At 55.3% G+C, this 25540-nt stretch carries 27 protein-coding genes; 20 read left to right on the top strand and 7 right to left on the bottom strand.

Features of this window, described 5'->3' with window-relative positions; genetic code table 11:
• Positions 1-37: 37 nt before the first annotated feature.
• The gene (locus AC07U5_RS22255) at positions 38-1024 is read right to left on the bottom strand and encodes an MBL fold metallo-hydrolase (protein ID WP_113260190.1); all 987 of its coding nucleotides are present in this window, start codon (positions 1022-1024) and stop codon (positions 38-40) included.
• 128 nt (positions 1025-1152) lie between these two features.
• A complete protein-coding gene (locus AC07U5_RS22250) occupies positions 1153-1863 on the bottom strand; it encodes an alpha/beta hydrolase (protein ID WP_077122533.1) in 711 nt (236 codons plus the stop codon).
• A 359-nt stretch (positions 1864-2222) separates the two neighbouring features.
• On the opposite strand from AC07U5_RS22250, the gene AC07U5_RS22245 reads away from it, so the two are divergent.
• Positions 2223-4079 (top strand): PAS domain-containing sensor histidine kinase, encoded by a 1857-nt coding sequence (locus tag AC07U5_RS22245; RefSeq protein WP_494724338.1) that lies wholly within the window; start codon positions 2223-2225, stop codon positions 4077-4079.
• On the top strand, positions 4076-4696 hold the full coding sequence (locus tag AC07U5_RS22240; protein WP_077122497.1) for a response regulator transcription factor: 621 nt from the start codon (positions 4076-4078) through the stop codon (positions 4694-4696). The genes AC07U5_RS22245 and AC07U5_RS22240 overlap by 4 nt, the downstream gene beginning before the upstream one ends.
• Positions 4697-4816: 120 nt before the next feature.
• Here AC07U5_RS22240 and AC07U5_RS22235 read toward each other — a convergent pair whose 3' ends face one another.
• Positions 4817-5725 (bottom strand): LysR family transcriptional regulator, encoded by a 909-nt coding sequence (locus tag AC07U5_RS22235; protein WP_077122498.1) that lies wholly within the window; start codon positions 5723-5725, stop codon positions 4817-4819.
• 133 nt (positions 5726-5858) lie between these two features.
• On the opposite strand from AC07U5_RS22235, the gene AC07U5_RS22230 reads away from it, so the two are divergent.
• The 4 genes from AC07U5_RS22230 to AC07U5_RS22215 all read left to right on the top strand — a co-directional run bounded on the left by AC07U5_RS22230 (position 5859) and on the right by AC07U5_RS22215 (position 8692).
• Positions 5859-6338, top strand: a complete 480-nt coding sequence (locus tag AC07U5_RS22230) for a carboxymuconolactone decarboxylase family protein (protein ID WP_077122499.1) — start codon at positions 5859-5861, stop codon at positions 6336-6338.
• A 68-nt stretch (positions 6339-6406) separates the two neighbouring features.
• On the top strand, positions 6407-7159 hold the full coding sequence (locus AC07U5_RS22225; protein ID WP_112192465.1) for an SDR family oxidoreductase: 753 nt from the start codon (positions 6407-6409) through the stop codon (positions 7157-7159).
• Positions 7160-7198: 39 nt separating this feature from the next.
• Positions 7199-7621 (top strand): cupin domain-containing protein, encoded by a 423-nt coding sequence (locus tag AC07U5_RS22220; protein ID WP_077122501.1) that lies wholly within the window; start codon positions 7199-7201, stop codon positions 7619-7621.
• A gap of 66 nt (positions 7622-7687) precedes the next feature.
• Positions 7688-8692 (top strand): mechanosensitive ion channel family protein, encoded by a 1005-nt coding sequence (locus AC07U5_RS22215; protein ID WP_113260193.1) that lies wholly within the window; start codon positions 7688-7690, stop codon positions 8690-8692.
• Here the strand turns inward: AC07U5_RS22215 and AC07U5_RS22210 are convergent.
• Positions 8689-9177, bottom strand: coding sequence for an RrF2 family transcriptional regulator (locus AC07U5_RS22210; RefSeq protein WP_077122503.1), 489 nt, complete (start codon positions 9175-9177; stop codon positions 8689-8691). The genes AC07U5_RS22215 and AC07U5_RS22210 overlap by 4 nt on opposite strands.
• Before the next feature lie 151 nt (positions 9178-9328).
• On the bottom strand, positions 9329-10264 hold the full coding sequence (locus tag AC07U5_RS22205; protein WP_113170311.1) for a LysR family transcriptional regulator: 936 nt from the start codon (positions 10262-10264) through the stop codon (positions 9329-9331).
• Positions 10265-10371: 107 nt separating this feature from the next.
• Between AC07U5_RS22205 and AC07U5_RS22200 the strand changes: the two genes are divergently transcribed.
• The 3 genes from AC07U5_RS22200 (at position 10372) to AC07U5_RS22190 (ending at position 13157) form a co-directional block, all read left to right on the top strand.
• Positions 10372-10794, top strand: coding sequence for a DUF1330 domain-containing protein (locus AC07U5_RS22200; protein WP_113260194.1), 423 nt, complete (start codon positions 10372-10374; stop codon positions 10792-10794).
• A gap of 43 nt (positions 10795-10837) precedes the next feature.
• Positions 10838-11860: an alpha/beta fold hydrolase gene (locus AC07U5_RS22195; RefSeq protein WP_062590687.1), complete on the top strand. Its 1023-nt coding sequence runs from the start codon at positions 10838-10840 to the stop codon at positions 11858-11860.
• 415 nt (positions 11861-12275) lie between these two features.
• Positions 12276-13157, top strand: a complete 882-nt coding sequence (locus AC07U5_RS22190; RefSeq protein WP_113170310.1) for a LysR family transcriptional regulator — start codon at positions 12276-12278, stop codon at positions 13155-13157.
• On the opposite strand, the gene AC07U5_RS22185 is transcribed toward AC07U5_RS22190, so the two are convergent.
• Together AC07U5_RS22185 and AC07U5_RS22180 are read right to left on the bottom strand one after the other, a co-directional pair.
• Positions 13046-13975 (bottom strand): XdhC family protein, encoded by a 930-nt coding sequence (locus AC07U5_RS22185; protein ID WP_113260195.1) that lies wholly within the window; start codon positions 13973-13975, stop codon positions 13046-13048. The two genes, AC07U5_RS22190 and AC07U5_RS22185, sit on opposite strands and share 112 nt — an antisense overlap.
• A 136-nt stretch (positions 13976-14111) precedes the next feature.
• Positions 14112-14969: an enoyl-CoA hydratase/isomerase family protein gene (locus AC07U5_RS22180; protein ID WP_113170308.1), complete on the bottom strand. Its 858-nt coding sequence runs from the start codon at positions 14967-14969 to the stop codon at positions 14112-14114.
• A gap of 173 nt (positions 14970-15142) precedes the next feature.
• Between AC07U5_RS22180 and AC07U5_RS22175 the strand changes: the two genes are divergently transcribed.
• The 11 genes from AC07U5_RS22175 to AC07U5_RS22125 all read left to right on the top strand — a co-directional run bounded on the left by AC07U5_RS22175 (position 15143) and on the right by AC07U5_RS22125 (position 25540).
• On the top strand, positions 15143-15463 hold the full coding sequence (locus AC07U5_RS22175; RefSeq protein WP_312930931.1) for a winged helix-turn-helix transcriptional regulator: 321 nt from the start codon (positions 15143-15145) through the stop codon (positions 15461-15463).
• Positions 15464-15618: 155 nt separating this feature from the next.
• Positions 15619-16533, top strand: coding sequence for a LysR family transcriptional regulator (locus AC07U5_RS22170; protein ID WP_062590693.1), 915 nt, complete (start codon positions 15619-15621; stop codon positions 16531-16533).
• 289 nt (positions 16534-16822) lie between these two features.
• Positions 16823-19036: a xanthine dehydrogenase family protein molybdopterin-binding subunit gene (locus AC07U5_RS22165; protein WP_082469832.1), complete on the top strand. Its 2214-nt coding sequence runs from the start codon at positions 16823-16825 to the stop codon at positions 19034-19036.
• Positions 19037-19039: 3 nt separating this feature from the next.
• Positions 19040-19348: a YciI-like protein gene (locus AC07U5_RS22160; RefSeq protein WP_062590696.1), complete on the top strand. Its 309-nt coding sequence runs from the start codon at positions 19040-19042 to the stop codon at positions 19346-19348.
• Between the two features lie 8 nt (positions 19349-19356).
• Positions 19357-19893: a 2Fe-2S iron-sulfur cluster-binding protein gene (locus AC07U5_RS22155; protein WP_082469833.1), complete on the top strand. Its 537-nt coding sequence runs from the start codon at positions 19357-19359 to the stop codon at positions 19891-19893.
• On the top strand, positions 19890-20876 hold the full coding sequence (locus AC07U5_RS22150) for an FAD binding domain-containing protein (RefSeq protein ID WP_062590698.1): 987 nt from the start codon (positions 19890-19892) through the stop codon (positions 20874-20876). The genes AC07U5_RS22155 and AC07U5_RS22150 overlap by 4 nt, the downstream gene beginning before the upstream one ends.
• Positions 20877-21060: 184 nt before the next feature.
• Positions 21061-21831: an alpha/beta fold hydrolase gene (locus AC07U5_RS22145; RefSeq protein ID WP_113260197.1), complete on the top strand. Its 771-nt coding sequence runs from the start codon at positions 21061-21063 to the stop codon at positions 21829-21831.
• Positions 21832-21931: 100 nt separating this feature from the next.
• The gene (locus tag AC07U5_RS22140) at positions 21932-22624 is read left to right on the top strand and encodes a DJ-1/PfpI family protein (RefSeq protein ID WP_113260198.1); all 693 of its coding nucleotides are present in this window, start codon (positions 21932-21934) and stop codon (positions 22622-22624) included.
• Between the two features lie 36 nt (positions 22625-22660).
• Complete coding sequence (locus AC07U5_RS22135) at positions 22661-23635, top strand: helix-turn-helix domain-containing protein (protein WP_062590703.1); 975 nt, start codon at positions 22661-22663, stop codon at positions 23633-23635.
• Between the two features lie 210 nt (positions 23636-23845).
• Positions 23846-24790 (top strand): alpha/beta hydrolase family protein, encoded by a 945-nt coding sequence (locus AC07U5_RS22130; RefSeq protein ID WP_113260258.1) that lies wholly within the window; start codon positions 23846-23848, stop codon positions 24788-24790.
• A gap of 120 nt (positions 24791-24910) precedes the next feature.
• Entirely contained in the window at positions 24911-25540 is a 630-nt protein-coding gene (locus AC07U5_RS22125) for a (2Fe-2S)-binding protein (RefSeq protein WP_244475564.1), read from the top strand.

Here is a 25540-nt window from a genome sequence, read left to right as displayed (position 1 = left end):
TGATCTATCTCAGCTACCTAAATCCCCGGCTACAGCATCAGTCTTGCAAAGCCCAGTCGGCGACTTCCCAGCGCATCTGACCACGATCTGAGACCACACGACCAAGACCTGGGAACGGCATGTGTGTCGCAGCAATCAGGGCGCCTTCCGAGGCAGCTTGTGGGAAGAAGCGATCGCGCATCGCTTTCGCAGCAGCCTGATCCTGTTCGAACAGGAAGAAGACGTCCGTTGCAGCAGGATGGACGACCGGGAAAATCATGTCGGATACCATGATCAGGCTCTTGCCGCCGTCCTCGATTCGGACCCCGATATGGCCAGGCGTATGGCCGGTTAGGTCGATAATCGAGACGCCAGGAACGATTTCACGCTCTCCGTCGATGGCTTGTAGCTTCGGATAAAGACGCACCACCTCTTCCGCCATCTTGAAGCTAGGCTGCAGGAAATCAGGCGCGGCATTGCTCTTGGCCCGGTCAGTCCAGTGCTTGACGTCGCGACGGTCTACATAGACCTCGGCATTCGGATAATTGTTCTTACCGCCGAGAACCAGACCGCCCATATGGTCCTGGTGCATATGCGTCACGATAACCGCATCGATATCGCTCGGCTTCAGACCGAGCGTGGCCAGCGCCTGCGGGAGATGTCCGGTTTCCCCGATAGAACCTGCAGCGCCGGCATCGATCAGGATGCGTTGCTTACCGTCTTCAACGAGGTATTGATTAAACAGAAAACGAACCCCGCCGGATCTGCCCGTAAACTGGGCGTTTGCGGCCTTTTCCACTTCGGGGGCCGAGCGTCCCGGGAAGTAGTTGTAGGGCATATCGGCATATCCATCCGTCAGGGCAGTTACCGTGAAACGGCCGATATGTATCTGTGCAAACGGTGTTGTTACGACCGGTGTCCCGGTAGCTTTGGATGTAGCAGCCTGGGCGGTCAAGTCGCCGAGCAGGCTTCCGCCGAAAAGAGTTCCTCCAACGAGACCAAGAGGCAGAGCGCTCGCGAAAGCGCGGCGTGACAGCTGAGGCATGCCATTCTCCTCGGGTTTAGTCAGTGTTTGCGATGTCTGTGAGCGTTTCGGCATAAGAAAGTTGCGCATAGTATTCCCTCAGTCGGTGATTGATGTTGGACAGCAGCTGTCGCTCAGCATCAGTTAGGCTATTTTTGCTTAGCTGCGGTTCTGATGAGCGCTGCGACTTTGTCAGGCTGGGACAGCATTACTGCATGGCTGCTGCTGACCTCTACAACCGTGGCCCCGGCGCGCTCGGCCATCGCTGCCTGCGCTTGAGCGGGTATCATTCGATCTTGAGTTGCGAGCAGGTAAAAAGATGGCTTGGATTTCCATGCCGCAGAGGTGATCTTGCCCTGGACGGCTTCAAGGCCCCACGGCCTTTGGGCGTCAGCCATAAACTTCGCTTCGGCGGGATCTATGTCTGCCGAAAATGCGTCAGCAAACTTCCGTGGATCAATTTTGATGAAGCCATCTTTCGGCGGAAGGAGTGGGGGTTTCTCCGCACCAGGAACCTCTTGCGAGGCCAGGTCGAACACGGATTCCCCAGTATCCGGAACGAAAGCTGCCAGATAAACGAGACCCCGAACCTTTTCGTCGGTCCCGGCTTCCGTGATCACAGCACCACCGTACGAATGCCCGACGAGCACAACAGGGTGAGCAGCTTCTGCGATAATGCCTTTTGTGCGCTCTACATCTTTGCCAAACGTGACTGCAGAATTTTGCACGACAAGAACTTCATATCCGTCTAGCGACAGGATCTCGTAAACCTTCCGCCATCCGGAAGCGTCGACAAATGCCCCGTGGACGAGCACAACTGAGATTGGTTCGGATGAAAGGTTGTTAGGCTTCATAGTCATTACGCGAGCTCCAAGGTGGCACCATTTGGCTGCACTGCCCGTGATAAATTCAACAGCGTCAAACTCTGTGGCGGACATAGCATTGCCATCGGTGAAAGTGATGTTGCAGTGCCAAGGCAGCGATAGCCCGACTCGATTAATTGGTTGACTGATCGATAGGTGTAGGCCTGACAAGATCAACTCTCAATTGAGACATTGGTCAGCTCCTACTAGACCAAGGGACTGCGGAAATAGACCTTGGTCTATAAATCTCAGCTAACGTAAACGCGCCGACCGGCGTATTCTCAAACCCGTGCTAACGTTTCGAGCGTCCGGGGATTAAATTGGAACACCAAATAAATACTGACGAGATCATTGACATGATCCCGGCGATGGCTTGGTCCACGACAGCTGACGGAATGTTGGACTTCGCCAATCAGCATTTTTTGGACTATGTCGGCCTGCCGCTTTCAGACATCGCCGGCGAAAACTTTTACCGTCTTTTCCACCCCGAAGACCTCGAACGACTGGGCACTGAGTGGCGGAACATTATGACCTCGAGAACGGCCAAGGAAGTCGAGGGACGGCTCAGACGCGCGGACGGGGAATTTAGATGGTGTAGTCTTCGGCAAAAGCCACGGCACGACTCGGAAGGAAAGGTCGTCCGATGGTACGGAGTGGTTCTCGATATCGAGGACCGCAAAAAAGCCGAAGATGCGCTCAAGGAGACCAAAGCCGCGCTCGCAGCAAGCGAGCATAATCTCCGACTTATCATCGACTCGCTTCCGGTCCTCGTCTGGTCAGCGCGACCTGATGGCAGTGCGGACTTCGTCAACAAAAGCTGGTTGGATTATGCCGGGCTGCCGCCTGAGCGGATCCTGGATTGGGGCTTCCTGGATCTGTACCACCCCGATGACATCCCCGAAATGGTCGAGATATGGAAGAGAGACCTTGAGAATTCGGACCATACGCAGTTGAAGGGACGCATTCGTGGGGGAGATGGCAAGTACCGTTGGTTTTACTTTTCCGGCCGCAAGCTCACAGACGCAAACGGTGTAGTCCGCTGGTTTGGTGTCAACATCGATATCGACAATTTGCAATGTGCAGAGAACGCCCTACGCAAAAGCGAAGCCGCCCTCAGGGAAAGCGAGCACAAGCTCAGCCTCATCATAAATACCATCCCTGCCATGGCCTGGTCTTGCACGCCCGATGGACAGCTGGAGTACTGGAACAAGAACCTTATCGATTTTGTGGGCCTTCCATTTGAGGAAATCGTCGGATTGGGCTTCTATCGCATGTTTCATCCAGATGATGTCGAACGCATGCGTCTCAGTTGGGACGAGGTTGTTGCGACAAAGCAGCCTAAACCGGTCGACGCGCGCATCAGAAGGTTTGACGGCGAGTACCGGTGGTTTAATCTTCGGCAAAATCCACTGCTTGATGCGCAGGGCGAGGTCGTTCGGTGGTACGGTGTCGTGGTCGATATCGAGGACCGCAAACGAGCAGAGGAGTCCCTTCGTCAAAGCCAAAGCGACCTTGCTCACGTGACGCGTCTGACGACGATTGGGGAGTTGGCAGTCTCGATCGCACATGAAGTCAATCAACCGCTTATGGCCATCGTTACCAATGCTGGAACTTGCGTTCGCTGGCTTCAGCCTGGTCAGACAGATCTGGAACAGGCCCGGTTCGCTGCGGAGCGGGTTGTGCGTGATGGGCACCGTGCAGGCGACATCGTTTCCAGCATCCGCGCCATGGCTCAGAGGTCTCAAGTACGTATGGAAAGAACAGACATCAACCAAGCACTTCGTGATGTGCTGTTTCTTTTGCAGGGCGAGCTGCAGTCCAGGGGCCTCCAAACCGTCACGGATCTCCCACCTGATCCGCACTACTTCATTGGTGACCCCACCCAAGTGCAACAGGTCCTTCTAAATCTTATAATGAATAGCGCCGAGGCTACCTCTAGCGATGGAGAGGGAATTATTTACGTCGGGTGTTCGCAGAACGCGAATAGTGAAATCGAGATCACTGTGTCTGACACGGGAAAGGGTATCCCTCCCGAACTGGTCGACCGGGTATTTGATGCGTTCTATACGACGATATCAGACGGGATCGGCATGGGACTCACGATTTGCTGCTCCATCGTTGAAGCGCACGGCGGACGTATCTGGGCCGCTACCAATCAGCCGCGGGGTACGTCGTTCAGCTTCACTCTACCACTTCAAGGAAACAACCGTTGATCGATGAGAAAAGGAACAGGCGTCCCACCGTTATCGTCATCGACGATGACGAGAGCGTACGCGAGGCCCTCAGGGGTCTTTTCGAATCTGTAGGACTTATCGCTGAAACACATGGATCCGTTAAGGAATTCGTAGCCGCCGACGATCCCGAAAAGGCTGGCTGTATTGTGTTAGATATTCGTCTTCCAGGCCAAAGCGGGCTGGAGTTTCAGGAAGCGTTGGCTCAAAGCGACCTGCCCAGGTCTGTCGTGTTGATAAGCGCCCACGTTGATGTGGCAATGGCTGTGCGTGCAATGAAAGCTGGTGCTATCGACGTGCTGACAAAACCTGTTCGTGAACAGGATTTGCTTGAAGCCGTAAATCGCGCGATCGCAAATGATGCACTTCGCAGGCTGGAAAGAACGACAAAGGCTACCGTCCAAAGCAGCTACAAGTCGCTAACCGAACGCGAGCGCCAAATAATGGCATTGGTTATAGCTGGAAAGCTTAATAAGCAAATCGCGGCAGAGCTACAGCTTGCCGAGCCCACCGTGAAGCTCCATCGAGGCCATATGATGCAAAAGATGAAGGCTACCTCTGTCGCCCAACTGGTCAAAATGGCTGAAGGGCTGTCTTAGTCTCAGCTAACAGTGAACATGAGGGAAGCTGTTTGTCTTATAAGCTCTTGAACCACTATGAACCGACGACCCAGCGATTTATGTGCTCGGTGACTAATCTAAGCCAGATAAGGCCGTCCGTTAGCGGGCCGCGCCAGTCATTAATGTGTCCTCGCTTACCGCGTCGGCAAGAAAATCCAGAACCGTGCGGACCCGCATTGGAAGATTTCGACGCGAAGCATAGACTGCGGTGATCGGCAGTCGTGCCGGCGGCAGACAGGGCAGAACGTTGATGAGCCTCCCCGATGCGATGTCATCGGCAACCAGGATATGAGAGAGGATGGCCAGCCCTCCTCCTGCGATGGTCGCTCTATAGACAGCAGTCGCATTGTTGAACACCATGCGCGGGCTAATCGCTGCCCGCACCTGATCGGCACCGTCGGCAAATATCCATGCACGCGTTTCACCGCCGCGGCTGTAGCAAATGCAGTCGTGCTCTGCGATCTCGCTTAGACCACGAGGTTGGCCTCGCTCTTCGACATAGCCGGGCGATGCAACAAGAAAGGCCGTGGTCCAGCCAAGCCGGCGACAGATCAGGCTGCTGTCGGAAACGTCACCGAGACGAACTTCAATGTCTATCCCCTCGCCGACAAGATCCGACGGGTCCTCGCGAAACACGGTTTCGACCGTCAGGCGCGGATGGAGTTTCAAAAGGCCAGGCAGACGCTCGCTGACATGCAATCCGAGTGGAGCCGGCAGGCTGATCCTTACCCGGCCGGAGGTCGTCACGTTTTCGGTCGCCGTTGCATCACCCAGCGCCTCCATGGCGTCGATAACTTTGCGGGCCATAGGGATCATGTGCTCGCCTTCCACTGTCAGTGACAAGCCACTGGTGCTCCGATGCAGCAACCGGGTGCTGTAATGCGCCTCCAGCGATGAAATTTGCCGAGACACCGCAGGCTGCGTCAAACTGAGGTCCAGCGCTGCGCTTGAAAACGACCCAGTCTCAGCAACCCTCAGGAAGGTTCGCAAGGCAGCAACCACATCCATCCGTCATCCCCCTCATACTTCCTCGCATAAAGCTTATGCGGGCAGGTTAGAGCGGTTTTGGTTGCATGTCCATCTATTACGGATATTTATTATCCATAAGGATATTGAAAGTCCTTAATAGATGGAGAGAGACATGACACAGCGCCTGAATTACGCAGCCCAGTCCCCAGAGTTTTTCAAGAAGTTGTCGGACCTCAGCCTGTCGCTGAAGGACAGCGTCATCGAGCAGTCAATCCGCGATCTTGTGAATATCCGGGCCTCCCAGCTCAACGGTTGCGGCTTCTGCCTCGACATGCATGTCAAGGAAGCCAAGATTCACGGCGAGAGCGAGCTTCGCCTTTACCATGTCGCCATCTGGCGGGAATCGAACCTGTTCGCTCCGCGCGAGCGCGCTGCCCTCGCCTGGACCGAAGCGGTCACCAGACTGGCTGAAGGCGGCATTCCGGACGAGCTTTACGAGCGCGTTCGCGGTCAGCTGTCGGAGAAGGAAGTTTCCGATTTGACTTTCTCGATCATGACCATCAACGCCTGGAACCGTGTCAGTATCGCCTTCAAGGCCGTGCCCGGTTCGGCGGACAAGCTCTACGGCCTGGAGAAAGCCGGCCTCAACTGAGGCCTTGTTCCACAACAGCAGCCATTTCCAAGTGCCATTCGGCACTCATCACCTCAAGGGAAACAGACATGAAAATCGTCATCATCGGCGGAACCGGCCTCATCGGTTCGAAGACGACCGAGCGGCTTCGCGCCAGAGGCCATGAGGTGATTGCCGCCTCTCCGAACACCGGCGTCAACACCATCACCGGCGAAGGCCTTGCAAAAGCACTTCAAGGCACCGAGGTCGTACTCGACCTTGCGAACTCGCCATCCTTTGAGGACAAGGCGGTAATGGAGTTTTTCGAGACCTCCGGCCGCAATCTGCTAACGGCGGAAAAGGCAGCAGGGGTCAAACACCATGTCGCGCTTTCCGTCGTCGGGACGGAGCGCTTGCAGGAGAGCGGGTATTTCCGGGCAAAGCTCGTACAGGAAAAGCTGATCAGAGAAGGCGGCATTCCCTACACGATCGTCCATTCCACGCAGTTCATGGAATTCGTCGGCGGTATCGCTCAATCGAATATGGTCGGAGGCAAGGTGCACCTTTCACCCGCCTTTGTTCAGCCTATCGCCTCCGATGATGTCGCTGATGCGATGGCGGATGTGGCGCTTGGTGCACCGGCCGCCGGAATTGTCGAAATCGCTGGTCCGGATCGCTTCCACCTCAACGAGTTCGTCGCACGTTATCTGGAATTGACCGGAGACAGCCGGCAGGTCATTGCCGATCCCGAGGCGGCTTATTTCGGGGCGCGTCTCGATGACGGATCCCTTGTCACCGACAACAATCCCCGGCTTGGCAAAATTGGCTTCGATCAATGGTTTGCAACGGCGCCGCGAAAGTAGCCCGCCCAAAGCTCCGCTCATTTGAACAGGAACAACACTATGATCAGACCCTGCCTTGCGGCCTTCGCCGCATTCTTTCTCATAACAAGTACGGCCGGTGCTCACGACACCTCAGGCGGCTCCGCCTCAAAGGTGACACTCGTCTATCAACACGAACTGCCGAACGTACCCGGTAAGAGCATGAAGGGCGTACTCGTCGAATATGGTCCGGGTGGCTTCTCCGATGCCCATACCCATCCGGATTCGGCTTTCATCTATGCGACCGTGCTGGAAGGCTCCGTCCTTAGCCAGGTCAATGATGGGCCTGTAGAAGAATACAAAGCCGGCGAGAGCTTTTCGGAGTATCCAGGCGACCGGCACGGCGTCAGCAAGAACGGGAGCGACACTAAGCCCGCTAAACTTCTTGCCGTCTTCGTGGTTGATACCACCCAGACGGAACTGACCTATCCGATAAAGAAATGAAACCAGTCAGGGACCGGGTGCTAGAGCAGCCCCGGTCCTTCTTCTTTTCAAGGCAAGGGACCCGCAATGGCTTATAATTCGCTGATGCCGGCCTTTCTGGCCGTCGATCTCCTCGGCGTGCTCGGAATTCTTGTATGGCATTTCCAGGGACAGCATAGGCCGACGGCCCGCCTGATCGTCCAGATCCTGTTCTTCGCCTGCATGACGACAGCGTTCGTTGTGAGCGGCATACCGCCACACCGCGTAATCACCGGAGAGACCGATGGGTTCGCGCTCTATATGGGCACTGCGGCCCGCGTCCTGTGGTGGATTCATCTTGCCTGGGCGACAATTGGCTTCATCCGCCTTTACATCGTCCTTGATCGCCGCCCGCAGGAAGCGCGGCTGCTCCAGGATCTCATCGTTACCGCGGTCTATCTCGGCGTTACGCTGTCGATTGTCGGTTTTGTATTCGGTGCCCCGATCGGCACTCTGGTTGCCACATCCGGTGTCGTAGCGATTATTTTGGGCCTGGCGTTGCAGAATACGCTCGGTGATCTGTTTTCGGGGATCGCACTGACGCTCGGCAGGCCTTTTTCGATCGGAGACTGGATTCAGCTGGCCGATGGCACCGAAGGACATGTCGTTCAGAACAATTGGCGATCGACGCAGGTTCTGACACCAGCAAACAATCTCGTCGTGCTTCCCAACAGCACGCTCGCTAAAGTCGGCCTGACCAACCTTACAAAACCAGACGAGAGCCACCTTGTTATCCTGCCGATCCGTGTCTCCTCCGACAGTCGACCAGCCGAGGTCGAGGCAATCCTGAAGTCTGCGTTGCAGACGTGTCAGTGCATCGTCCAGTCACCGGCTCCGGTTGTCGCACTCAAGGGCATCGACGCGATCGCAATCGATGTGGAGCTCCAGTTTCGGGTCACGGCCCCGGCAGCCCGGACGCCGGCGCGCAACGAGGTTATCGATACGGTCCATCAGCGCTGTGCAACTCACGGCCTGTCACTGGCGATGCCCGCACAAAGTTATCTTGGGATCGTAGAGAATTCGCCGCTGAATAAGGCATCGGGTCGAGCTTAGCCGGCGCGCTTCAGAACCCACTCAAAGGTCCCGGACCAGATTTCTGGGGTGATTTCCTGTTGCAGGATCGTGCCAAGATCCGCGAACGTCACCTTTCGAAGGGCGGAACGCCACGCTTCGTCGGCTTCCCACATGATGCGGGCAATCGCGCAGGGTCCGCTCTCGCAATGGCCTTTCGGACGGCAAGGATTATTGGCCCGGATGTTTTGGCAAACAAAGGTTCGACCGCTACCCTCGACAGCTTCAACCACATCAAGGAAGGTCAGCTCATTCGCGGCCTTGGCAAGGCGGTATCCGCCGGATGGGCCAAGCGTGGTGTGAACAAGGCCAGCTTGTGACAAGCTCTGCAGCGCTTTTGACAAGTATTCCTTCGGGAGCCCATGCAGTTCAGCAAGCGCTTTGGTTGAAAGATATCGGCCTTCGGGAAGGCCCGAGAGAATGGCGCAACAATGTAACGCCCATTCGACTTGGCTCTTAAGGATCATGCGAGTGCTCGGCAACGAATTAAGGATAAATCATATCCCTATTCAATGCCGCTGTAAATGCGAACACTTGCTTTGTTTACCAGCGCCTTGAATGGAATCGAACCGCCGACCTGTACCCTTACGCTTTAAGCCATTTAAAATGTTTATGATGTCATGAGTAATCCCAGCTCTTCGCCCGCAGAGCTAGCAAGTCGATCAGATCTCGTGTTCTCTGCGGTACCTGCTTGCGGTCCAATTGTACTGCGTAGACAGGCGTCTCCGGTAAACGCCAATCTTTCAAAACCTCAACTGCGCGACCCGAACTGATGTCCTTAGAGCCACACCAAGCCGGCAACCAGCTCACCCCAAGCCCTCTTAGCGTCATAGCCCAGGCGACGGTCATGTCCTCAACCACAAACCGGTTTCGCGGAACCATCCTTGTCACAGCGCCTGTTCCGGAATTGTCGCAAAACAGCCACGGTGACAGTTGCCCGTTTGACGCATCGCGATATCCGATCTGATGGTGACTTTCGAGATCGGCAGGTGATTTAGGCCTGCCCATGAACTCGAGATATTTTGGTGTTGCAGCAATAATATATGGAAACGCCCCCAAGCGCTTTGCGATCAGCCCCGGCTGTCCAGAGAGGTCTCCAAAGCGGATGGCAACATCAATCCCCTCTGCGGCAAGGTCTAGACCAGTATCATCAACCTTGATCTCAAGTTCAAGGTTCGGGTTCGCCTTCAATATAGCTGGAAGCATGGGTGCGATGCAGGCTCTTAAAAATGGTCCGGGAGCGGCAAGCCGGACCCGTCCTGCAGAGCTGCCTGCTGCGGTTTCTCCGATGTATGCCTCAAGTCGTTCGGCCTGCCTTAACAGGTTGCGCGCACCATCGAGTAGCTTTTCGCCGTCGTGCGTCAGCGAGATGGAATGGGTTGTTCGATGCAGCAGCTTTACGCCGTGAAGCGCCTCAAACCTGCTTACGGCTTTCGACATTGCGGACGTAGACGTCCCGGCACGCCTTGCCGCCTCCGCGAATGATCCCGCATCTACAATCCGGACGAACTGTAAAAGGTTCAGAAGGCTGCTTTGTGCGCTTGGTGTTGCCATGGTGGCATTATAGCAATGACATTTCCATTACTACAATGCCTTGCAATATCGCGATATCTCGAAGGCCACCGGGCAAAAGGATTATGTCTCAAAAAGGAGTTATCGTCATGACTGCGACCGACAATCTGCTAGCAATACTTGACAGGGCAGAAAGCCAACTTCCCGCAGCCGAGCCAATCTTTATGCTCAATCTGCTGCGCTACAGGAACGAAGCGATTTATGAAAGCGACGAGACATATGCACCGTGTACCGGCCGGGAAGCTTATTTCACACGCTACATACCTGCCTTCGCCAATGCCACGGAGGGATATGGAATTGAGCCATTCTGGATCGGAAAGGTCGGCAGCCTGCTTGTCGCGCCGGCCGACGAGCTTTGGGACGATATTGCACTCATTCGATACCCGGACTTCGCGACATTCAGACACATGGTGGACAGCAAAGAATATCATCGTGACGCTGAGCCTCATCGGCTCGCGGCATTGGCGGACTGGCGACTGGTTGCATTGACGCGGATGCCCAACCCGCACTGATCGGCGATTCTTACCGCCGCCCCAATGAAGTGGAGATTAGCCAATGCAAGACCCTAAAAGCTTCCGGACGAGCTCTCATATAACCGCGCGACATCGCACAGCCTGGATCGAATCGGGTCCGGTCGATGGCCCATTGATCTTTTTCCTCCACGGCTGGCCGGAACTCGGAGTAATCTGGCATCGGCAGCTCGAACATTTTGCGCGCCTTGGCTGGCGCACGGTCGCGCCCGACATGCGTGGCTATGGCCGCTCGTCCGTGCCGACAGATATCTGCAGCTACACGATACGAGAGATCGTCATCGACATGGTCGAGCTTCATGATAATCTCGGTGGAGCGCCAGCCATATGGGTAGGACACGATTGGGGCGCGCCGATTGCATGGAGCATGGCGAGCCATCACGAGTACCGCTGCCGCGGCGTCGTCGGTCTCTCTGTCCCATACATGGCACGAGGTCATGCATTTGCCAATCTTGTCAGTCTCGTCGACCGTGACATTTATCCGCGGGCTCGTTATCCGGTCGGGCAATGGGACTACTGGCTGTTCTACCGTGAGCAGTTTGGCAAAGCAGCTGCGCAAATGGACGCAGACGTCGCCCGGACCCTTTCGGCGCTGTATAAACCATCACGGAAGGAGGCTTTCGGAAAGCCCGCGATCACTGCCGACGTCCGCTCCAGGGGCGGCTGGTTCTCAGAGCCGCTTCCGCCTCCCGATCCGTCGTCGTCGATCCTGACAGATTACGAATTTTCGGCTTTTGTTTCCGCGTTCACTGCCACCGGATTTTCCGGTGCGAATGCCTGGTATATGAATGACACGGCAAATATGATTTTCGCCGACGAGGCACCACACTTCGGACGAATTTCGCTGCCCGCGCTGTTCCTTCACGGTGAGTGGGACGCTGTCTGTCAGACCGTAAGCGGCCATTTTGCTGATCCGATGAGAAGCGACTGCGCTGATCTGACTGAGGAAATCATCAAGGCGGGACACATGCTAATGGTTGAGCAGCCAGAAGCCGTGAGTGGCGCCATCGAACGTTGGTTATCAGCGAACCGTCTCTTTCACCAATAATCTCATACCTGCGTGCCATCCTACAGTCGCATGGCAAGAGATTAGGCATTGTTTCTGGTATTCCGGGTGACAATGGACAGGTTACCATATAAATTTTGTTGTCGTCCCGATCTCCGAAGACAATGGAACATCGCCGATGCCCGACTGACATCTTCGTAGACTTGAAGGTAACATTACTTGCGAGCGTCAACGGCGGTTTTTGAAAAAGAGTAACGGGATGTACTCACGGCGTAGCGACGTATGTTGCGACCATTGGGGCCGTGCAAATGGCCTGGAGTTGAACGGAGTCAGACATCTAATTGACTTCAACGTCCCATCGAATGGTGCAAATTTATTCCCCTTTTGCAAAAATCTGTATTTGCTCCTCGCTGACGAGGTATAGATGAAATACCTCCAACTGCCTGCCGGGTTCCCTGTGGATCAAATTCTCGCCATACGTACTTTCGTCAGGGTCGCAGAAGCTGGCTCCTTCGCCAAGGCTGCTGATATGATGAACTTGCCCCGGTCCTCCGTCAGCAAGCTAGTAAAGGATCTTGAGGCGCATCTGGGGACAAAGCTGGTGGAGCGCACCACGCGGTCTGTCACAATTACCACCGAGGGCGTCTCCTATCATGAGCGAGCGCTGAAGCTCCTTGCCGACCTCGGAGACATGGACGGCACTGTTAGCGGCTCACGGAGCGCGCCCAAGGGAAAGCTGCGCGTGGACATCGGCTCCGTACTGGCAAATCAGATCCTCATTCCTGCGCTCTCAGACTTCCAGCACCAATACCCGGACATCGAGCTCATGCTCGGCATCAGCGATCGCGCTGCCGATCTCATCAGTGAGGGAATCGATTGCGTCATCCGCGGTGGAGCGCTGATTGACTCTTCTATGAAGGCGCGCAAGCTGTGCGAACTGGATTACGTCATATGTGCATCGCCTGCCTATCTGGAGGGACTGCGATTACCGGAACAGCCGGAAGATATACGGGCTCATCGGATCGTCAGCTACTTCTCCGCGTCATCTGGAAAGAGGTTTCCTCTGCAATCCCACCGCGGCGATGAGCGGAGCGGTTATCTTCCGATCTCCATCGGCATTTCGGTCAACGAGAGCACCGCACACCTAAACGCGCTGCTATCGGGACTGGGGATCGGCCAGAGCTTCGGCTTCCTCGCAAGACCTCATTTCGAGAGCGGCGCACTACGTTATCCGAAAATCGTAAGACGAGTTGCCGCGATATCGGCCAGAATGGACAGCGAAAGTGAGATAGAATCACGCGTGGGACCAAAGATGCCGATGGGTGCTTTGATTCTTTGAATGTCCCCCGGTCCGAAACCTCGCCCCGTCAGATAATCGACCCGCCTTTTATGCGTGCGACTGCTCCCGAGTGCTCCGATATAAAAAGCCTCGGAATGAAGGGCCTGCTCAAGCACAGGCGCCTCGGCGTCGAGGTCGTGATGGACGAGGACGACTGCTGTAAAGCGGTCTATAATTTCTTTATTTCTTGCGGCGTCTGCAGAACAGACGAGTTGAACGACATCATAGGAAGAAGCTTCTGCCAGTCGAGCAACCGCTTGAGACTCGCCCGTTTGACCGAAAACGACGACCCGGGTCCGCGGGCGATAAGCGGTCGAGAACTCATCTGTAATCCACCCGGACCGTTCAACCTCTTCTGTTAGTCGAAGTGCTTGAGCACGCGGCGAGTAGCACAGGGAAACGGGAGTCCTGCCTTCAATACGGTTCAGGAGAGTGTGCAGAGTGCGCCGGTCCCGTAAAAGATGGATAGCGACCGTGATTCCGCCTCCACACGGCAAAACAATATCCAGGAACGGCGAACCATCCCCGAATTTGACCACACGATCACGCCCCTCGGCTATAGCGAGTAAGGCTTCAGCTGCGATCGCCGATTCTACGCACCCGCCAGATACGTAACCATAGAAGCGTCCGTCAGCCGTCACCACAAGGTTAGAGCCGAGACTTCTCGCTGCGCCGCCGCGAATTTCGACAAGCGTAGCGAGCGCCACAGGTCCCACAGTCGATGCCTCGATGGCGAAAAGTAGGAGTTTCTGAGGATCGTCGGTTGTCGACGCCCGCATGGGAGCTTGCTGCAAGGCAGAATCAGGCATTTCCAACATTCCAAATCTCCTCCGGAAAAATGGCCGTTACCACAAATGACATCAGGCGGGTCGTGGCAAGGGATAAACAAACAAACGCGGCATCATGGAATCAAGCTCTAAAATGTCCGCCTTCGAACTGGCTTCCAGTTGCCTGTCAATTGTTACGGACGGTCGCATCAACAGAGCTATAGCCATTGAGACCTCTGAGCAACGCCTCCAAATCTAGCTCCCCATCACGTGTTTGCGCCCCGGCTGCGAGGCCACCCCGAATGAGCGTTGCAGCCGCTGGCTTTGCGAACAGACCTGCCCAGGCCTCGTGCTCCCGAAGGAAGCCAGCACCAAGATCAGGCACAGGCATTGCCAACTTCGCAGCAGCAATCACACCTTTGGGCAAGGCCGCGATATTGTTCGCCAACCGACTGATAAAGCTGTCTAGCTGCTCCAAAGGTATGGCTCGGTTTATCCAGCCATACCTTTCTGCGGTTTCGGCATCAATCAGATCTGCTCCAAGAATAATTTCAAGCGCGCGAGCCCTTGTCATGCAGCTTGCCAGATACTGTGTGCCGCCGCCTCCTGGAATGATACCCATGAGCGCCTCGCATTGCGCGAGACCCGCCTTGCCTTCCGCCGCAAATACCATATCGGCGGCAGTAACGAATTCCGCGCCGCCGCCCCGCGCTATTCCTGCGAGCTTTACGATGGTGACCTGAGGCTGTTCCCGGATCAACTCACCAAGCGCCTGGAATGGATTCAGTCCTTCGGGTGCTTCGCGAGCAATATCGTCGAATGCATGCGGCTCATCGATGAGTGTCATATCGACATGCGCAATGAAAAAATCAGGATTGGCGCTCTCGAACACCAGCACGCGAATGTCGGAGCGATCGCGCATCGTCAAAAGCACATGGCGCAGTTCTTTCATCAACGCGACATCGAGAACGTTCACCGGTGGATTGTGAATCGTGATCGTTGCCACACCTTTTTCAGAGAACAAATTGAGACGTTCTAACTTCATTTTTCCATCCCTGGCTGTACTGAAAATGAGCCCGCGCAGCGGACTTGCCTGCTCGATACAAGATGGTATTCGTTATATTAGTCGTCAATTACGCACTTGAAACATACCTAGGATGATGGAGAATACCGATTAGCGGCGTAGAGATTGTTTATCGAGCGGACTGTCCAAGCCGCGTGATTCTTGATCAAATTGCTGATAAATGGTCGATGATGGTGCTGGAGGTTTTAAACGAGCCGAAACGCTTCAACGCCATCAAGCGGCAGTTGGACGGCGTCACACAAAGGGTTTTGACACAGACGTTACGCAAGCTGGAACGCAATGGCATGATCACGCGTCGGGTTTTGCCCGGACGCGTGCTTGGTGTAGAATATGCCTTGAGTCCGCTTGGTCAGTCACTGAAAGAGCCCTTTTCGACGCTCTTTCAGTGGACTTTGGCCAACATCGACACCATAGAAGACTGCCAGCGGAAGTTTGACACGCAGCATTCTCACTGACCAAAAGTCGCAGGCGGCCAGACATTTACGGTTCGCGTTCTAGCAAATCAGCTAGGAAAAAAATCTACAGCGTCTGAAACTTAAATGAGCATGTGCGTCTGACCGTTACCGCTTATTTTCTTTCCGAACCATGACCCTGCAAACGGAGGACGCCCTTGATATTCGACGGCAGAATAATCGCGGGCATTACTGTGTTCGTCGCTGTTGCCAAAACAGGCAGCTATGCGAAGGCAGGCGAACAGCTTGGCTTGTCGAGGTCGGGGATTGGAAAAGCGATCGGCCGGCTCGAAGACCGAACCGGCATGCGGCTGTTCGACCGCAACTCACGCGCGATCAAACTGACCGATCAGGGACGAACTTTTCTGGATGAGACAACTCCGTTGCTCGAGGCACTGGGACGGACTGCAAGACCCGCTTCGGCAACGAATGTCAGGGGGCGATTGCGCGTATCGACAGACGGTGCGTTGGGTCCCTATCTCCTGATCCCGATCCTGCCTGATTTTCTCGCGGACAACCCTCAGGTAAAGGTCGATTTGTTTGTACGAGACCGGATCGACAATCTACTTTCAGAAGGTGTCGATGCCGCAATCCGGTTCGGAGAGCCCAAATCCAACGATCTCGACAAGCAGCTCCTGCTGACAAGCCGCGTGGTCACCTGCGCAAGTTCGGCCTATATTGAGCGGTTCGGCAGACCGTCTGCTCCTGGCGACATTCTGGGCAATCATCGCTGTATTCGTATGATCGACGCGACAACCGGCAAGCCTTACGCATGGGATTTTGTCAATGCGACAGGGGAACGGCAGTCGATTTCCCCAGATTGTGGCCTAACCCTGAATGATGCGCCGTCGCTTGTCGCGGCGGCTCTGAATGGTTACGGCATCGTTCGCCTGCTCGACTTCGTTGCGAAAGAACTCATTCTCAAAGGGGAATTGGTAGAGGTGATGCCGGAGTGGAACCATTTTTACTGGCCCGCTTTCATTTACACGTCTGTCGATGAATACAAATCTCCAGCAGTCGAGGCTTTTAAGCAGTTTGCGCTGTCGCGCTTAAAGCGGCCAGCCGCTAAGTGAGCCGGACCAGCACCAAGAACGTCTGATTCCGCTGCCACAGGGCACGACCGCCCCCTGTTGGCCAAGACTGTCCATGCCACTTGCTAGGGCGAGGCGGCGCGAAAACGCGACGCACCAAGCGTCCCATGTTTGGTGCTTCGATACTGGCCGTCCGCAATCTTTCTCGCCTTTCTGTCCGCGTTGCAGCGACAAATTGGCGCGAAACATTCCAAGCCGTTGAGCTATTTCTATCCCCGCACGGCAAGACCTTCGATCCGCATGCCGACGGAGCGAACTACGGAGTTATTGGATGGGATCAAACTTTTCGCACGCATCGTTACCCGAGAGTTCAGCAGCGCCGCACTTCTCGTCATTGGTACGCACTGATGCGCCTTTCAAAGTGGTCGGTGCGGCAAAATATACCGCCGACCACAAGGTGGACAATCTCACCCATGCCGCCCTCGTATGTAGCCCGATCGCCCGCGGACGCGTCGTCTCAATTGATCTCGACACTGCAATGCAATGCCAAGGTGTCCTGGGTGTTGTCTCACATCTGAACGCAGCGGAACTGCGCGGTGATGCTGCACCCACTTGGCCAACGACGCCTGAAGAAATACTGCGCCGACCAGATCATGGCGCAAGCCTCACGCTGGCGGATTCGACCATTCGCTATGCAGGCCAGCCAGTCGCAGCCGTCATCGCAGATTCGCTTGAAAACGCAGTCTATGCCGCACACGCGCTCAAGATCGAATATTTTGAAGATCATCTCCAGGTGGGGTTGGAGGCGCATGCGCACCAAGCACGCGAACCGCAGACCGGACAAATTCCAGGCGGTGAACCGGCGACGTCCCAGCGGGGCAACGTGGATGATGCGCTCAAAGCCGCATCTGTCATCGTAAGCGAGACTTATAGATCACCTGCCGCCCATCATAATCCAATAGAAGCGCCCGCAACGCTTGCCATGTGGGAAGATAGAAAACTGATCGTCTATGACGCCAATCAGGGTCCTCACATCGTCGCCGCTGCCCTCGCAAGCGCATTCGGCCTGGAAAAAGAAAAAGTGCGGGTTGTTTCAAAATTTGTAGGCGGCGCCTTCGGCTGCAAGCTTCAGCTTTGGCCTCACGGATATATCGCGGCGCTGGCATCGCGCCTCGTAGAGCGACCCGTAAAATTGGTTCTGACCCGACCGCAGATGTTCACGGGTGTTGGGCACCGTCCGGAACTGGTTCAGCACGTCACATTAGGGGCCGATGAGAAAGGCCAGCTTCTGGCCATAAAACACGAGGCTTTCGTTCAAAGCGGAATGGTCGATGAATATGTCGAAGGCTGTGTCGGCAGGACGCGTAGCCGCTATGCCTGTACCAATGTTTCCGTCACGACGAAATTGGTACACCTTAATTTCCCCGCTGGCACCTCCATGCGCGCACCGGGAAAAAGTACCGGGTCGTTCGCACTCGAAACCGCTATGGACGAGCTTGCGGTCAGACTGCAGATCGACCCTGTCGATCTTCGCCTGCGAAACTTCGCGTCCGAAGACCCGGATTCGGGTAAACCCTGGTCAAGCACGGCATTGAAGCAGTGCTACGAGGTCGGAGCATCGCGGTTTGGTTGGCGAGCAGGCGCAGAACGTCGCGGTAGACGTGAGGGGCGGCTTCTCATTGGCCATGGAATGGCATGCGGAAGTTACCCACGATACGCGTCTGCCGCAACCGCGCGGGTTGTGCTTTATCCCTCCGGGCATGCCGTCATTGCCACCGGACTTTCGGAGATTGGCACGGGAAATACGACGGTGATGCCGCGGATTGTCTCGGAGGCACTAGGGATACCAGCCGAAAACGTGGAACTACAGTTTGGGGATACCGACCTGCCCTTCGCCCCGCAAGCCGGGGGGTCACGTATCGTCGCAAGCGTTGGACGAGCAATTTTGCTGGCGTGTGAAGACCTGAAGGCAAAGCTACGGTCTCTCACATCATCCTCGCCGGATGTCGGTAACGACCAACTTCTGGGGGCTCTGTCGAAAACCGACACCGGATCCATTGAAGGATTTGGAAGTTTTTCCCCTGATGGCGCTCTGCCGGTGAGCGTCGAAAGCAATGCGGCACATTTTTGCGAGGTGGTTGTCGATCCGGATTTCGGCTCTATTCGGGTCCGACGTTTTGTCAGCGCAATTGATGTCGGTCAGGTCCTCAGCCCGGTGACGGCGAAATCCCAGATCATAGGGGCGGCCACGATGGGGATCGGTCAGGCACTTTGGGAAGCAACGCATATCGACGACCGGTTCGGCCGATACATCAACACTGACCTTGGCGAATATCTTGTTCCTGTAAACGCCGACATTCCCGACATCGATGTCGCATTTGTTGGGCTCCCCGATCCCGGCACCGGCGTTCTGGGCGCAAAAAGCGCCGGTGAGATCGGGATCGTCGGCGTTGCCGCTGCCATTGCAAATGCCGTTTACGACGCAACGGGCTGCCGGGCGCGCGCCCTTCCTATTCAGTTCGATAAGCTCAACTACGAGGGATGATCAATGAAGCATTATATTCTCTTTATGGAATTCGGTGAGAGCTATGAAGCACGCAGACCCGAGTTTCGGAACGCTCATCTTGAAAAGGCCTGGGCCGCTGTCGACAGGGGCGAACTCATTCTTGCGGGTGCTCTCACGGATCCGCTCGATACCGGCGTCATCCTTTTCAAGGCAGACAGCATCGACGTCGTTGAGAAATTCGCCAAGAAAGACCCCTACATCAACAATGGACTTGTACGCAGCTGGCGCATACGGGAATGGGCGACAGTTGTCGGACCCGAAGCATCGTCCATCATTCGGCCTGATGAGTGAGGTTCCGCATGAACCAGGGTTCAAAGTCTGCATCGGATAAGATGGATGTAAGCCTTACCGTGAATGGTGTCGACGTTCTACTGCACGTCGATCCTCGAATGACGTTGCTGGACGCGCTGCGAGATATTGTTGGTTTGACCGGCACAAAGAAGGGTTGCGATCAGGGGCAGTGCGGAGCCTGCACCGTACTTGTCGGAGGCCGACGCATAAACAGTTGTCTATCCTTCGTCGTGATGCATGAGGGCGATGACATTACGACGATCGAGGGACTGGGCTCCTTGAATGACCTGCATCCGATGCAGGCGGCATTCGTGAAGCACGATGGTCTTCAATGCGGCTATTGCACACCCGGTCAAATCTGTTCGGCGGTCGGGGCACTCAAAGAACTGCAGCGAGGCGTCCCGAGCCATGTCACGCAGGACATCAACCATCCTGACGGCTCTGACGAGGAAATCCGTGAGCGTATGAGCGGCAACATCTGTCGATGCGCCGCCTACCCCAACATCGTCGCAGCGATCCGGGAAGTTTTGGAGACGGAACCATGAAATATTTCACCTATGAGCGGGTGTCGAATCCTGCTCAAGCAGTCGAGGCGTTCGCGCGAACACCCGGAGCAAGATATATTGCGGGAGGCACAAATCTCATCGATTTGATGAAGCTCAATATAGAAGCGCCTCCACACCTGATCGATGTAAACCGCGTCGGTCTTGAACGTATAGAGGATACGGAAGAAGGCGGATTGCGGATTGGCGCTCTTGTTCGCAATACCGATGTCGCCACCGACGAGCGCGTCCGCACTGGCTATCCCGTTCTAGCGCGCGCTCTGGTATCGGGCGCATCGGGCCAATTGCGAAACAAGGCAACTGTTGGCGGAAATCTGCTCCAACGCACACGATGCATGTATTTCTATTCCGCCGATCTTCCTTGCAACAAGCGGCAGCCAGGGTCCGGATGCGCCGCGCTGGAAGGACTTTCGCGTAATCTTGCCGTCATTGGTGGGAGCGATTCCTGTATTGCGACACATCCTTCCGATATGGCGGTCGCTCTCAGAGCACTGGATGCGGTTGTCGAGACTTTGAACCCCGACGGTAACGCAAGGGAAATACCCATTGCGGAGCTGCATGTTCTTCCGGGGCAGACACCTCACATTGAGACCGGATTGCGGCCAGGTGAACTGATCACCGCCGTGAAGCTTCCGAAGCCTGTTGGAGGAACTCAGCGTTATCTCAAGCTTCGAGATCGGGCGTCATACGCATTCGCGAATGTGTCGATCGCATTGGTTGCGCATTTCGAAGGATCGAAGCTCACGGCGAGCCGTGTCGCTTTCGGAGGCGTGGCCCCCAAACCGTGGCGCGTTGAAATGGCAGAAAACGATATCTCAGCAAGCCCGAACCCAGCCGATCATGTCGCCGATATCGCGTTTAACGGGGCCATGCCGACGAAACACAACGCATTCAAGTTGCCGCTCGCACGTCGCGCTCTCTCAGTTCTTTTCAGAGAAATGCAGCCTCATCCTGACGGGGTTTAAAAAGGCGTCACTGAACTCCGCATGTCGCGGCGCCTGTAGGATTGCTTACACCAGCTGAAACCATACCGGCAGTTGTTGTATGATGAATATGCCTCGATAAGACGGGTATCGCCGTACGCGAATACTGTCCGCCTTCACGTTCACTTTTTCATGACTCTATGATTCCAAAAACGTAGGAGAGACTATGTATAAGATTGCTTTGGCTTGGATCGCCGCTGCCCTTGTATTTTCTTCACCCGTTCAGGCAGCAGACACCGACAAACCGACCATTGTTCTCGTTCACGGCGCTTTCGCCGATGGCGGCAGTTGGAATGGTGTCATCAAGTCTTTGACGAAAGACGGTTTTCGCACAGTGGCCGTCGCAAACCCCTTGCGCGGTGTGAAATCTGACGCCGGATACCTTTTCTCGATTATCGACAGCATCAAAACGCCTGTGGTGCTGGTCGGCCATTCCTACGGCGGCTCGGTCATTTCCGTAGCGGCCGCAGGTCATACAAATGTAAAATCTCTCGTATTTGTTTCGGCCTTTGCACCCGACACCGGCGAGTCAGCCGCAACACTTTCCGGCAAGTACCCCGGGAGTTCCCTGGCATCGGCTCTGGCCGAGCCTGTTGGATTGGCCGGGGGAGGATCGGATCTTTATATCGATCAGAAGAAGTTTCATCAGCAGTTCGCACACGACGTTTCCCGCAACGAAGCGGCGCTGATGGCCGCAACGCAGCGACCTGTAACGAACGCCGCTCTCGACGAGCCATCAGGCGAGCCTGCCTGGAAAACAATTCCCTCATGGTTCATCTATGGAAGTGGCGACAAGAACATTCCACCAGCGAGCATGAAGTTCATGGCTGATCGCGCCGGTTCCAAACAGACGGTTGTCATCCCCGACGCATCCCACGTTGTGATGGTTTCTCATCCGAAAGCGGTTGCAGACCTGATCAAAAAAGCTGCGAAGTAACAATTGCATCGGGACGCGCGAGGCAATCGTGTGTCCCGATATCTCTAAGAACCAGCGTCGTACGCATGCACGAAGCGCGAATTATTGGAAGGTTCTTTACATGACCACAAAAAACGCACTCTCGGTTGGATTTCTTCTTTTCCCGCAATTGACCCAGCTCGACCTTACCGGACCTTACGAGGTCTTTGCGCGAGCTCCAGATATGACCGTTCATCTCATTTGGAAAAATCGTGAACCCGTTTTGTCGGACTCAAATTTGGCGATTGTGCCCACCACGACATTTGCCGAATGCCCACCCATCGACATCATATGCGTGCCCGGTGGACCGGGCCAGGTCGATCTGATGGAAGACCAGGAAACATTGGCTTTCCTGAAGCGCGTTGCGAGCACCGCAAAACTCGTAACGTCCGTCTGCACAGGCTCACTGATCCTTGGCGCTGCCGGGCTGTTGAAAGGCTATCGTGCAACATCGCACTGGTCTTCGATTGATCAGCTATCGCTGCTGGGTGCGGAGCCTGTACACGAGCGCGTCGTATGGGACAGAAACCGCGTCACTGGCGCCGGGGTTACGTCAGGCATAGATTTCGCCTTGACCGTCGTCGCGGATCTTTACGGCAGCGATATTGCACAGGGGATTCAGCTCGCGCTCGAGTATGATCCAAAGCCGCCATTCAAGACAGGATCGCCTGCCGAGGCACCCGAAGCTTTGGTAGAGGCCGCCAGAAGCGCCATGGTGGCGCCGCTTGCCAGAAGACGCGCTGTCACAGAACGGGCAGCAAAAGGCGTGCTTTGAGCAGGTGAGCGAAAACCCGAAAAACCAGCAAGTGCTTTGCAAAGCAAACACCTGGAATTTGGCACATCTGCGAAAGAGTTGAATCTGATGGAAACCCGGCAGCCTCGCTTCGATCCAGAGAGTTTGCTCTCATCCGAGTCCCAGCCATGTAGCCTGATGCAGTCCAGCAGAACACTGGATTGGTCCGACCTGTTGCTCGATGTCCAGCGAGGGTATGGGCAGTCGAGCATCTTCGAGACACACAGCACCGGCGACATCTCACTGGTGGTCAAGCTTAAAGGTTGCTCGTCCGTGAAGGTTCTGACGAATGGACGATGGCAGCATGCATTTTACGAGGTCGGATGCGGCGGTCTCACGGCCAGACACCAGACCAATCGGCTACAATTTGAGGTTCAAAAAAGTGACCCTTTCGCGGAAACGGCTCACCTCTATCTCGCTCAAGTGGTCCTTGACGAGGTTGCAGAAGATTATCGCCGCATCGGTGCTCGCGACATCGATAGACATCTGAATGCATTGGTGTTCTCCGACGAAACGATTTTTCATACGACCTTGGCACTCACGCGCGCCCTTACCGCTGGTGCGCCAAGCCTTTATGCCGAACAAACCGTCAGTTTTCTGAGTGCCCATCTGCTTTCGCAGCATGCCGCGTGGTGGAACCCTGACAATGATGGCCGTACGAGCCACCAGCTTACGGACCGTCGTCTAAGACGGGCAGTGGAATACATGTCCGTCTCATTGGACTTGCCACTAACGCTTCACGACATCGCGGCCGAGGCGGGTCTGAGTAAACATCACTTCCTGCGTGAGTTCCGCGCGGTGACAGGTTCGACACCGTTCAAATACCTCCAAAAATTGCGACTGGAGACGGCGCGACGGCTGCTGCGGACGTCGCAGCTTCCTGTCGCCGAAATCGGTTATCGATGCGGGTTCACGCGTGCCAGCAATTTCTCAACGGTCTTCACCAATCATTTTGGAGCGACGCCGACCGTCTACAGATCGACCGCAGGATAGACCGTGAGAAGCGCCTCTCCGGTGCGCGGCAAACACTGACCGGATTGTAAGTTTGCGCAATCCAACAACCTTAAACCCACAGCAGTTGGGGACTTTCGTCATATTGCTAATTGATTTCGCAGGATCGGCAAATGGCAGAAACAGACTGGAAGACCAGACGGTCGCAGATAATGATGGGAAGTTCGCAGTCATATTCTTTGGAGCTCAATGATGGCCCGTGCACAACACCAGCTAAAGCCCGATGAAGACGCTTCGCAAAATGCTCTTCAGGGAATAGCGGACAGTTTCATTGAATGGCCACGGGCGCCGACTCTTCGGTATCCGGATGCGTGTGGACTTGAATTCGAGCATATTTGGTTTCCGTCCGAGGACGGACTTCCGCTTCAAGGTTGGTTCATTCCCGCCTCAGGAACCAGAAAGATCATTATCGCCAACCATCCACGTTGGCTGGACCGCGCTGACTTACCGCCTCATTTGATACCCTTGTTCGGCAGCCGGACGGCTAAAGGCCCTGAGAGCGATTTCATTGCGGACTATAAAATTCTGACCGACGCCGGATACAATATCCTTGCCTACGATTTGCGAAATTTCGGGCCAGTCGGTGCAGTCAATGGCAGCGTCTTTTCTGGTGGCCGCCATGAATCGCGAGACGTGATCGGAGCGCTACGTTATGTCCGCAGCCACCACGATTTGCGTCACATGTCGATCGGACTGTTCAGTCGCTGTGTCGGTGCAAACGCAACACTCTTTGCTATGACGCGCAGACCCGATGTGTTTGTGGACGTTCGTTTTATGGTTTGCGCTCAGCCATTTTTCGTCGAGGCGGTGCTGAACCGGGCGTTCGAGAGGCTAGGCATTCCGCATTGCTGTCTCGATGATCTTGATAACCGGGTCTTTCTGAATACCGGTTTTAAAATTGCGCAATTCAGCCCAATCCCGTGGGCGAAAAGCGTGGCTATTCCCACATTACTCTATCAGGCAACGCGCGATTGCAGCAGAAACCCGGACGACATCCACACTGCTTACGACGCCATACCCTGCCCCCAAAAAAAGCTGGTCCGCATTGATGGCAAGAACGGCTCTTCGGACGGATACGCCTACTTCCAAAGACAGCCAAACGAGATTCTGTCGTGGTGTGAGGAACACATGACCTGACGTCACCTGAGGAGATCGTCACCAGATGCCCACTCGAAGTTCCGGGTCGGATCTGAAGATACGACGATCGCAAGCAATTTATTCGCTGAGTTCGTCAAGACACATCAGGAGAAGCCAATCTTGCCACAGAATATAGAAGCAGACGGAAATCAGGAGTTTGGTTTCACCCGCAGGGAAGTTGTGATCGGGGCGGTTGGCTTCGGCGTTTCCGAATTCACATGGGGATCGATTTCTACAGCGGCGGCGCAACAACCGACCACTGGAACAATCGATTATCTTGATCGGGTGCCGGTTTCAATGAGGGTCAACGGTCAGGAGGTGGCCGAAACACTCGATCCCCGGACCTCGTTGCTGGATTTTCTGCGCGAAACAAGAGGTCTCTTTGGCACAAAGAAAGGCTGCGACCACGGCCAGTGCGGGGCCTGTACGGTTCACGTCGATGGCGCACGCGTCGCATCTTGCCTCACACCCGTCGTGCAATGCGAGAAACGCTTGGTTGAGACAATCGAAAGCATCGCACGCGAGGGCCAATTGCATGCGATGCAGCAGGCTTTCATCGATCATGACGCCATGCAGTGCGGCTATTGTACACCGGGTCAGATCATGGCTGCCATAGCATGTGTGCGGGAGGGCCACGCCGCATCTCGCGCGGAAATCAAGGAATTCATGAGCGGCAATCTCTGTCGATGCGGTGCGTATGAAAACATCGTGAGCGCAATCGAAGATGCTCGCACGAAGATGGAGAGCTGA

Source organism: Agrobacterium sp. GW821-FHT02D03 (assembly GCF_059421725.1).
This window is presented reverse-complemented; position numbering and strand designations above follow the sequence as displayed.

What these genes read in the sequence shown, in the direction of transcription:
- AC07U5_RS22255 (WP_113260190.1), bottom strand. Translation starts at nt 1,024, where the DNA reads ATGCCTCAGCTGTCACGCCGCGCTTTCGCGAGCGCTCTGCCTCTTGGT.
- AC07U5_RS22250 (WP_077122533.1), bottom strand. Translation starts at nt 1,863, where the DNA reads ATGACTATGAAGCCTAACAACCTTTCATCCGAACCAATCTCAGTTGTG.
- AC07U5_RS22245 (WP_494724338.1), top strand. Translation starts at nt 2,223, where the DNA reads ATGATCCCGGCGATGGCTTGGTCCACGACAGCTGACGGAATGTTGGAC.
- AC07U5_RS22235 (WP_077122498.1), bottom strand. Translation starts at nt 5,725, where the DNA reads ATGGATGTGGTTGCTGCCTTGCGAACCTTCCTGAGGGTTGCTGAGACT.
- AC07U5_RS22230 (WP_077122499.1), top strand. Translation starts at nt 5,859, where the DNA reads ATGACACAGCGCCTGAATTACGCAGCCCAGTCCCCAGAGTTTTTCAAG.
- AC07U5_RS22225 (WP_112192465.1), top strand. Translation starts at nt 6,407, where the DNA reads ATGAAAATCGTCATCATCGGCGGAACCGGCCTCATCGGTTCGAAGACG.
- AC07U5_RS22220 (WP_077122501.1), top strand. Translation starts at nt 7,199, where the DNA reads ATGATCAGACCCTGCCTTGCGGCCTTCGCCGCATTCTTTCTCATAACA.
- AC07U5_RS22215 (WP_113260193.1), top strand. Translation starts at nt 7,688, where the DNA reads ATGGCTTATAATTCGCTGATGCCGGCCTTTCTGGCCGTCGATCTCCTC.
- AC07U5_RS22210 (WP_077122503.1), bottom strand. Translation starts at nt 9,177, where the DNA reads ATGATCCTTAAGAGCCAAGTCGAATGGGCGTTACATTGTTGCGCCATT.
- AC07U5_RS22205 (WP_113170311.1), bottom strand. Translation starts at nt 10,264, where the DNA reads ATGGCAACACCAAGCGCACAAAGCAGCCTTCTGAACCTTTTACAGTTC.
- AC07U5_RS22200 (WP_113260194.1), top strand. Translation starts at nt 10,372, where the DNA reads ATGACTGCGACCGACAATCTGCTAGCAATACTTGACAGGGCAGAAAGC.
- AC07U5_RS22195 (WP_062590687.1), top strand. Translation starts at nt 10,838, where the DNA reads ATGCAAGACCCTAAAAGCTTCCGGACGAGCTCTCATATAACCGCGCGA.
- AC07U5_RS22185 (WP_113260195.1), bottom strand. Translation starts at nt 13,975, where the DNA reads ATGTTGGAAATGCCTGATTCTGCCTTGCAGCAAGCTCCCATGCGGGCG.
- AC07U5_RS22180 (WP_113170308.1), bottom strand. Translation starts at nt 14,969, where the DNA reads ATGAAGTTAGAACGTCTCAATTTGTTCTCTGAAAAAGGTGTGGCAACG.
- AC07U5_RS22165 (WP_082469832.1), top strand. Translation starts at nt 16,823, where the DNA reads ATGGGATCAAACTTTTCGCACGCATCGTTACCCGAGAGTTCAGCAGCG.
- AC07U5_RS22160 (WP_062590696.1), top strand. Translation starts at nt 19,040, where the DNA reads ATGAAGCATTATATTCTCTTTATGGAATTCGGTGAGAGCTATGAAGCA.
- AC07U5_RS22155 (WP_082469833.1), top strand. Translation starts at nt 19,357, where the DNA reads ATGAACCAGGGTTCAAAGTCTGCATCGGATAAGATGGATGTAAGCCTT.
- AC07U5_RS22150 (WP_062590698.1), top strand. Translation starts at nt 19,890, where the DNA reads ATGAAATATTTCACCTATGAGCGGGTGTCGAATCCTGCTCAAGCAGTC.
- AC07U5_RS22145 (WP_113260197.1), top strand. Translation starts at nt 21,061, where the DNA reads ATGTATAAGATTGCTTTGGCTTGGATCGCCGCTGCCCTTGTATTTTCT.
- AC07U5_RS22140 (WP_113260198.1), top strand. Translation starts at nt 21,932, where the DNA reads ATGACCACAAAAAACGCACTCTCGGTTGGATTTCTTCTTTTCCCGCAA.
- AC07U5_RS22130 (WP_113260258.1), top strand. Translation starts at nt 23,846, where the DNA reads ATGGCCCGTGCACAACACCAGCTAAAGCCCGATGAAGACGCTTCGCAA.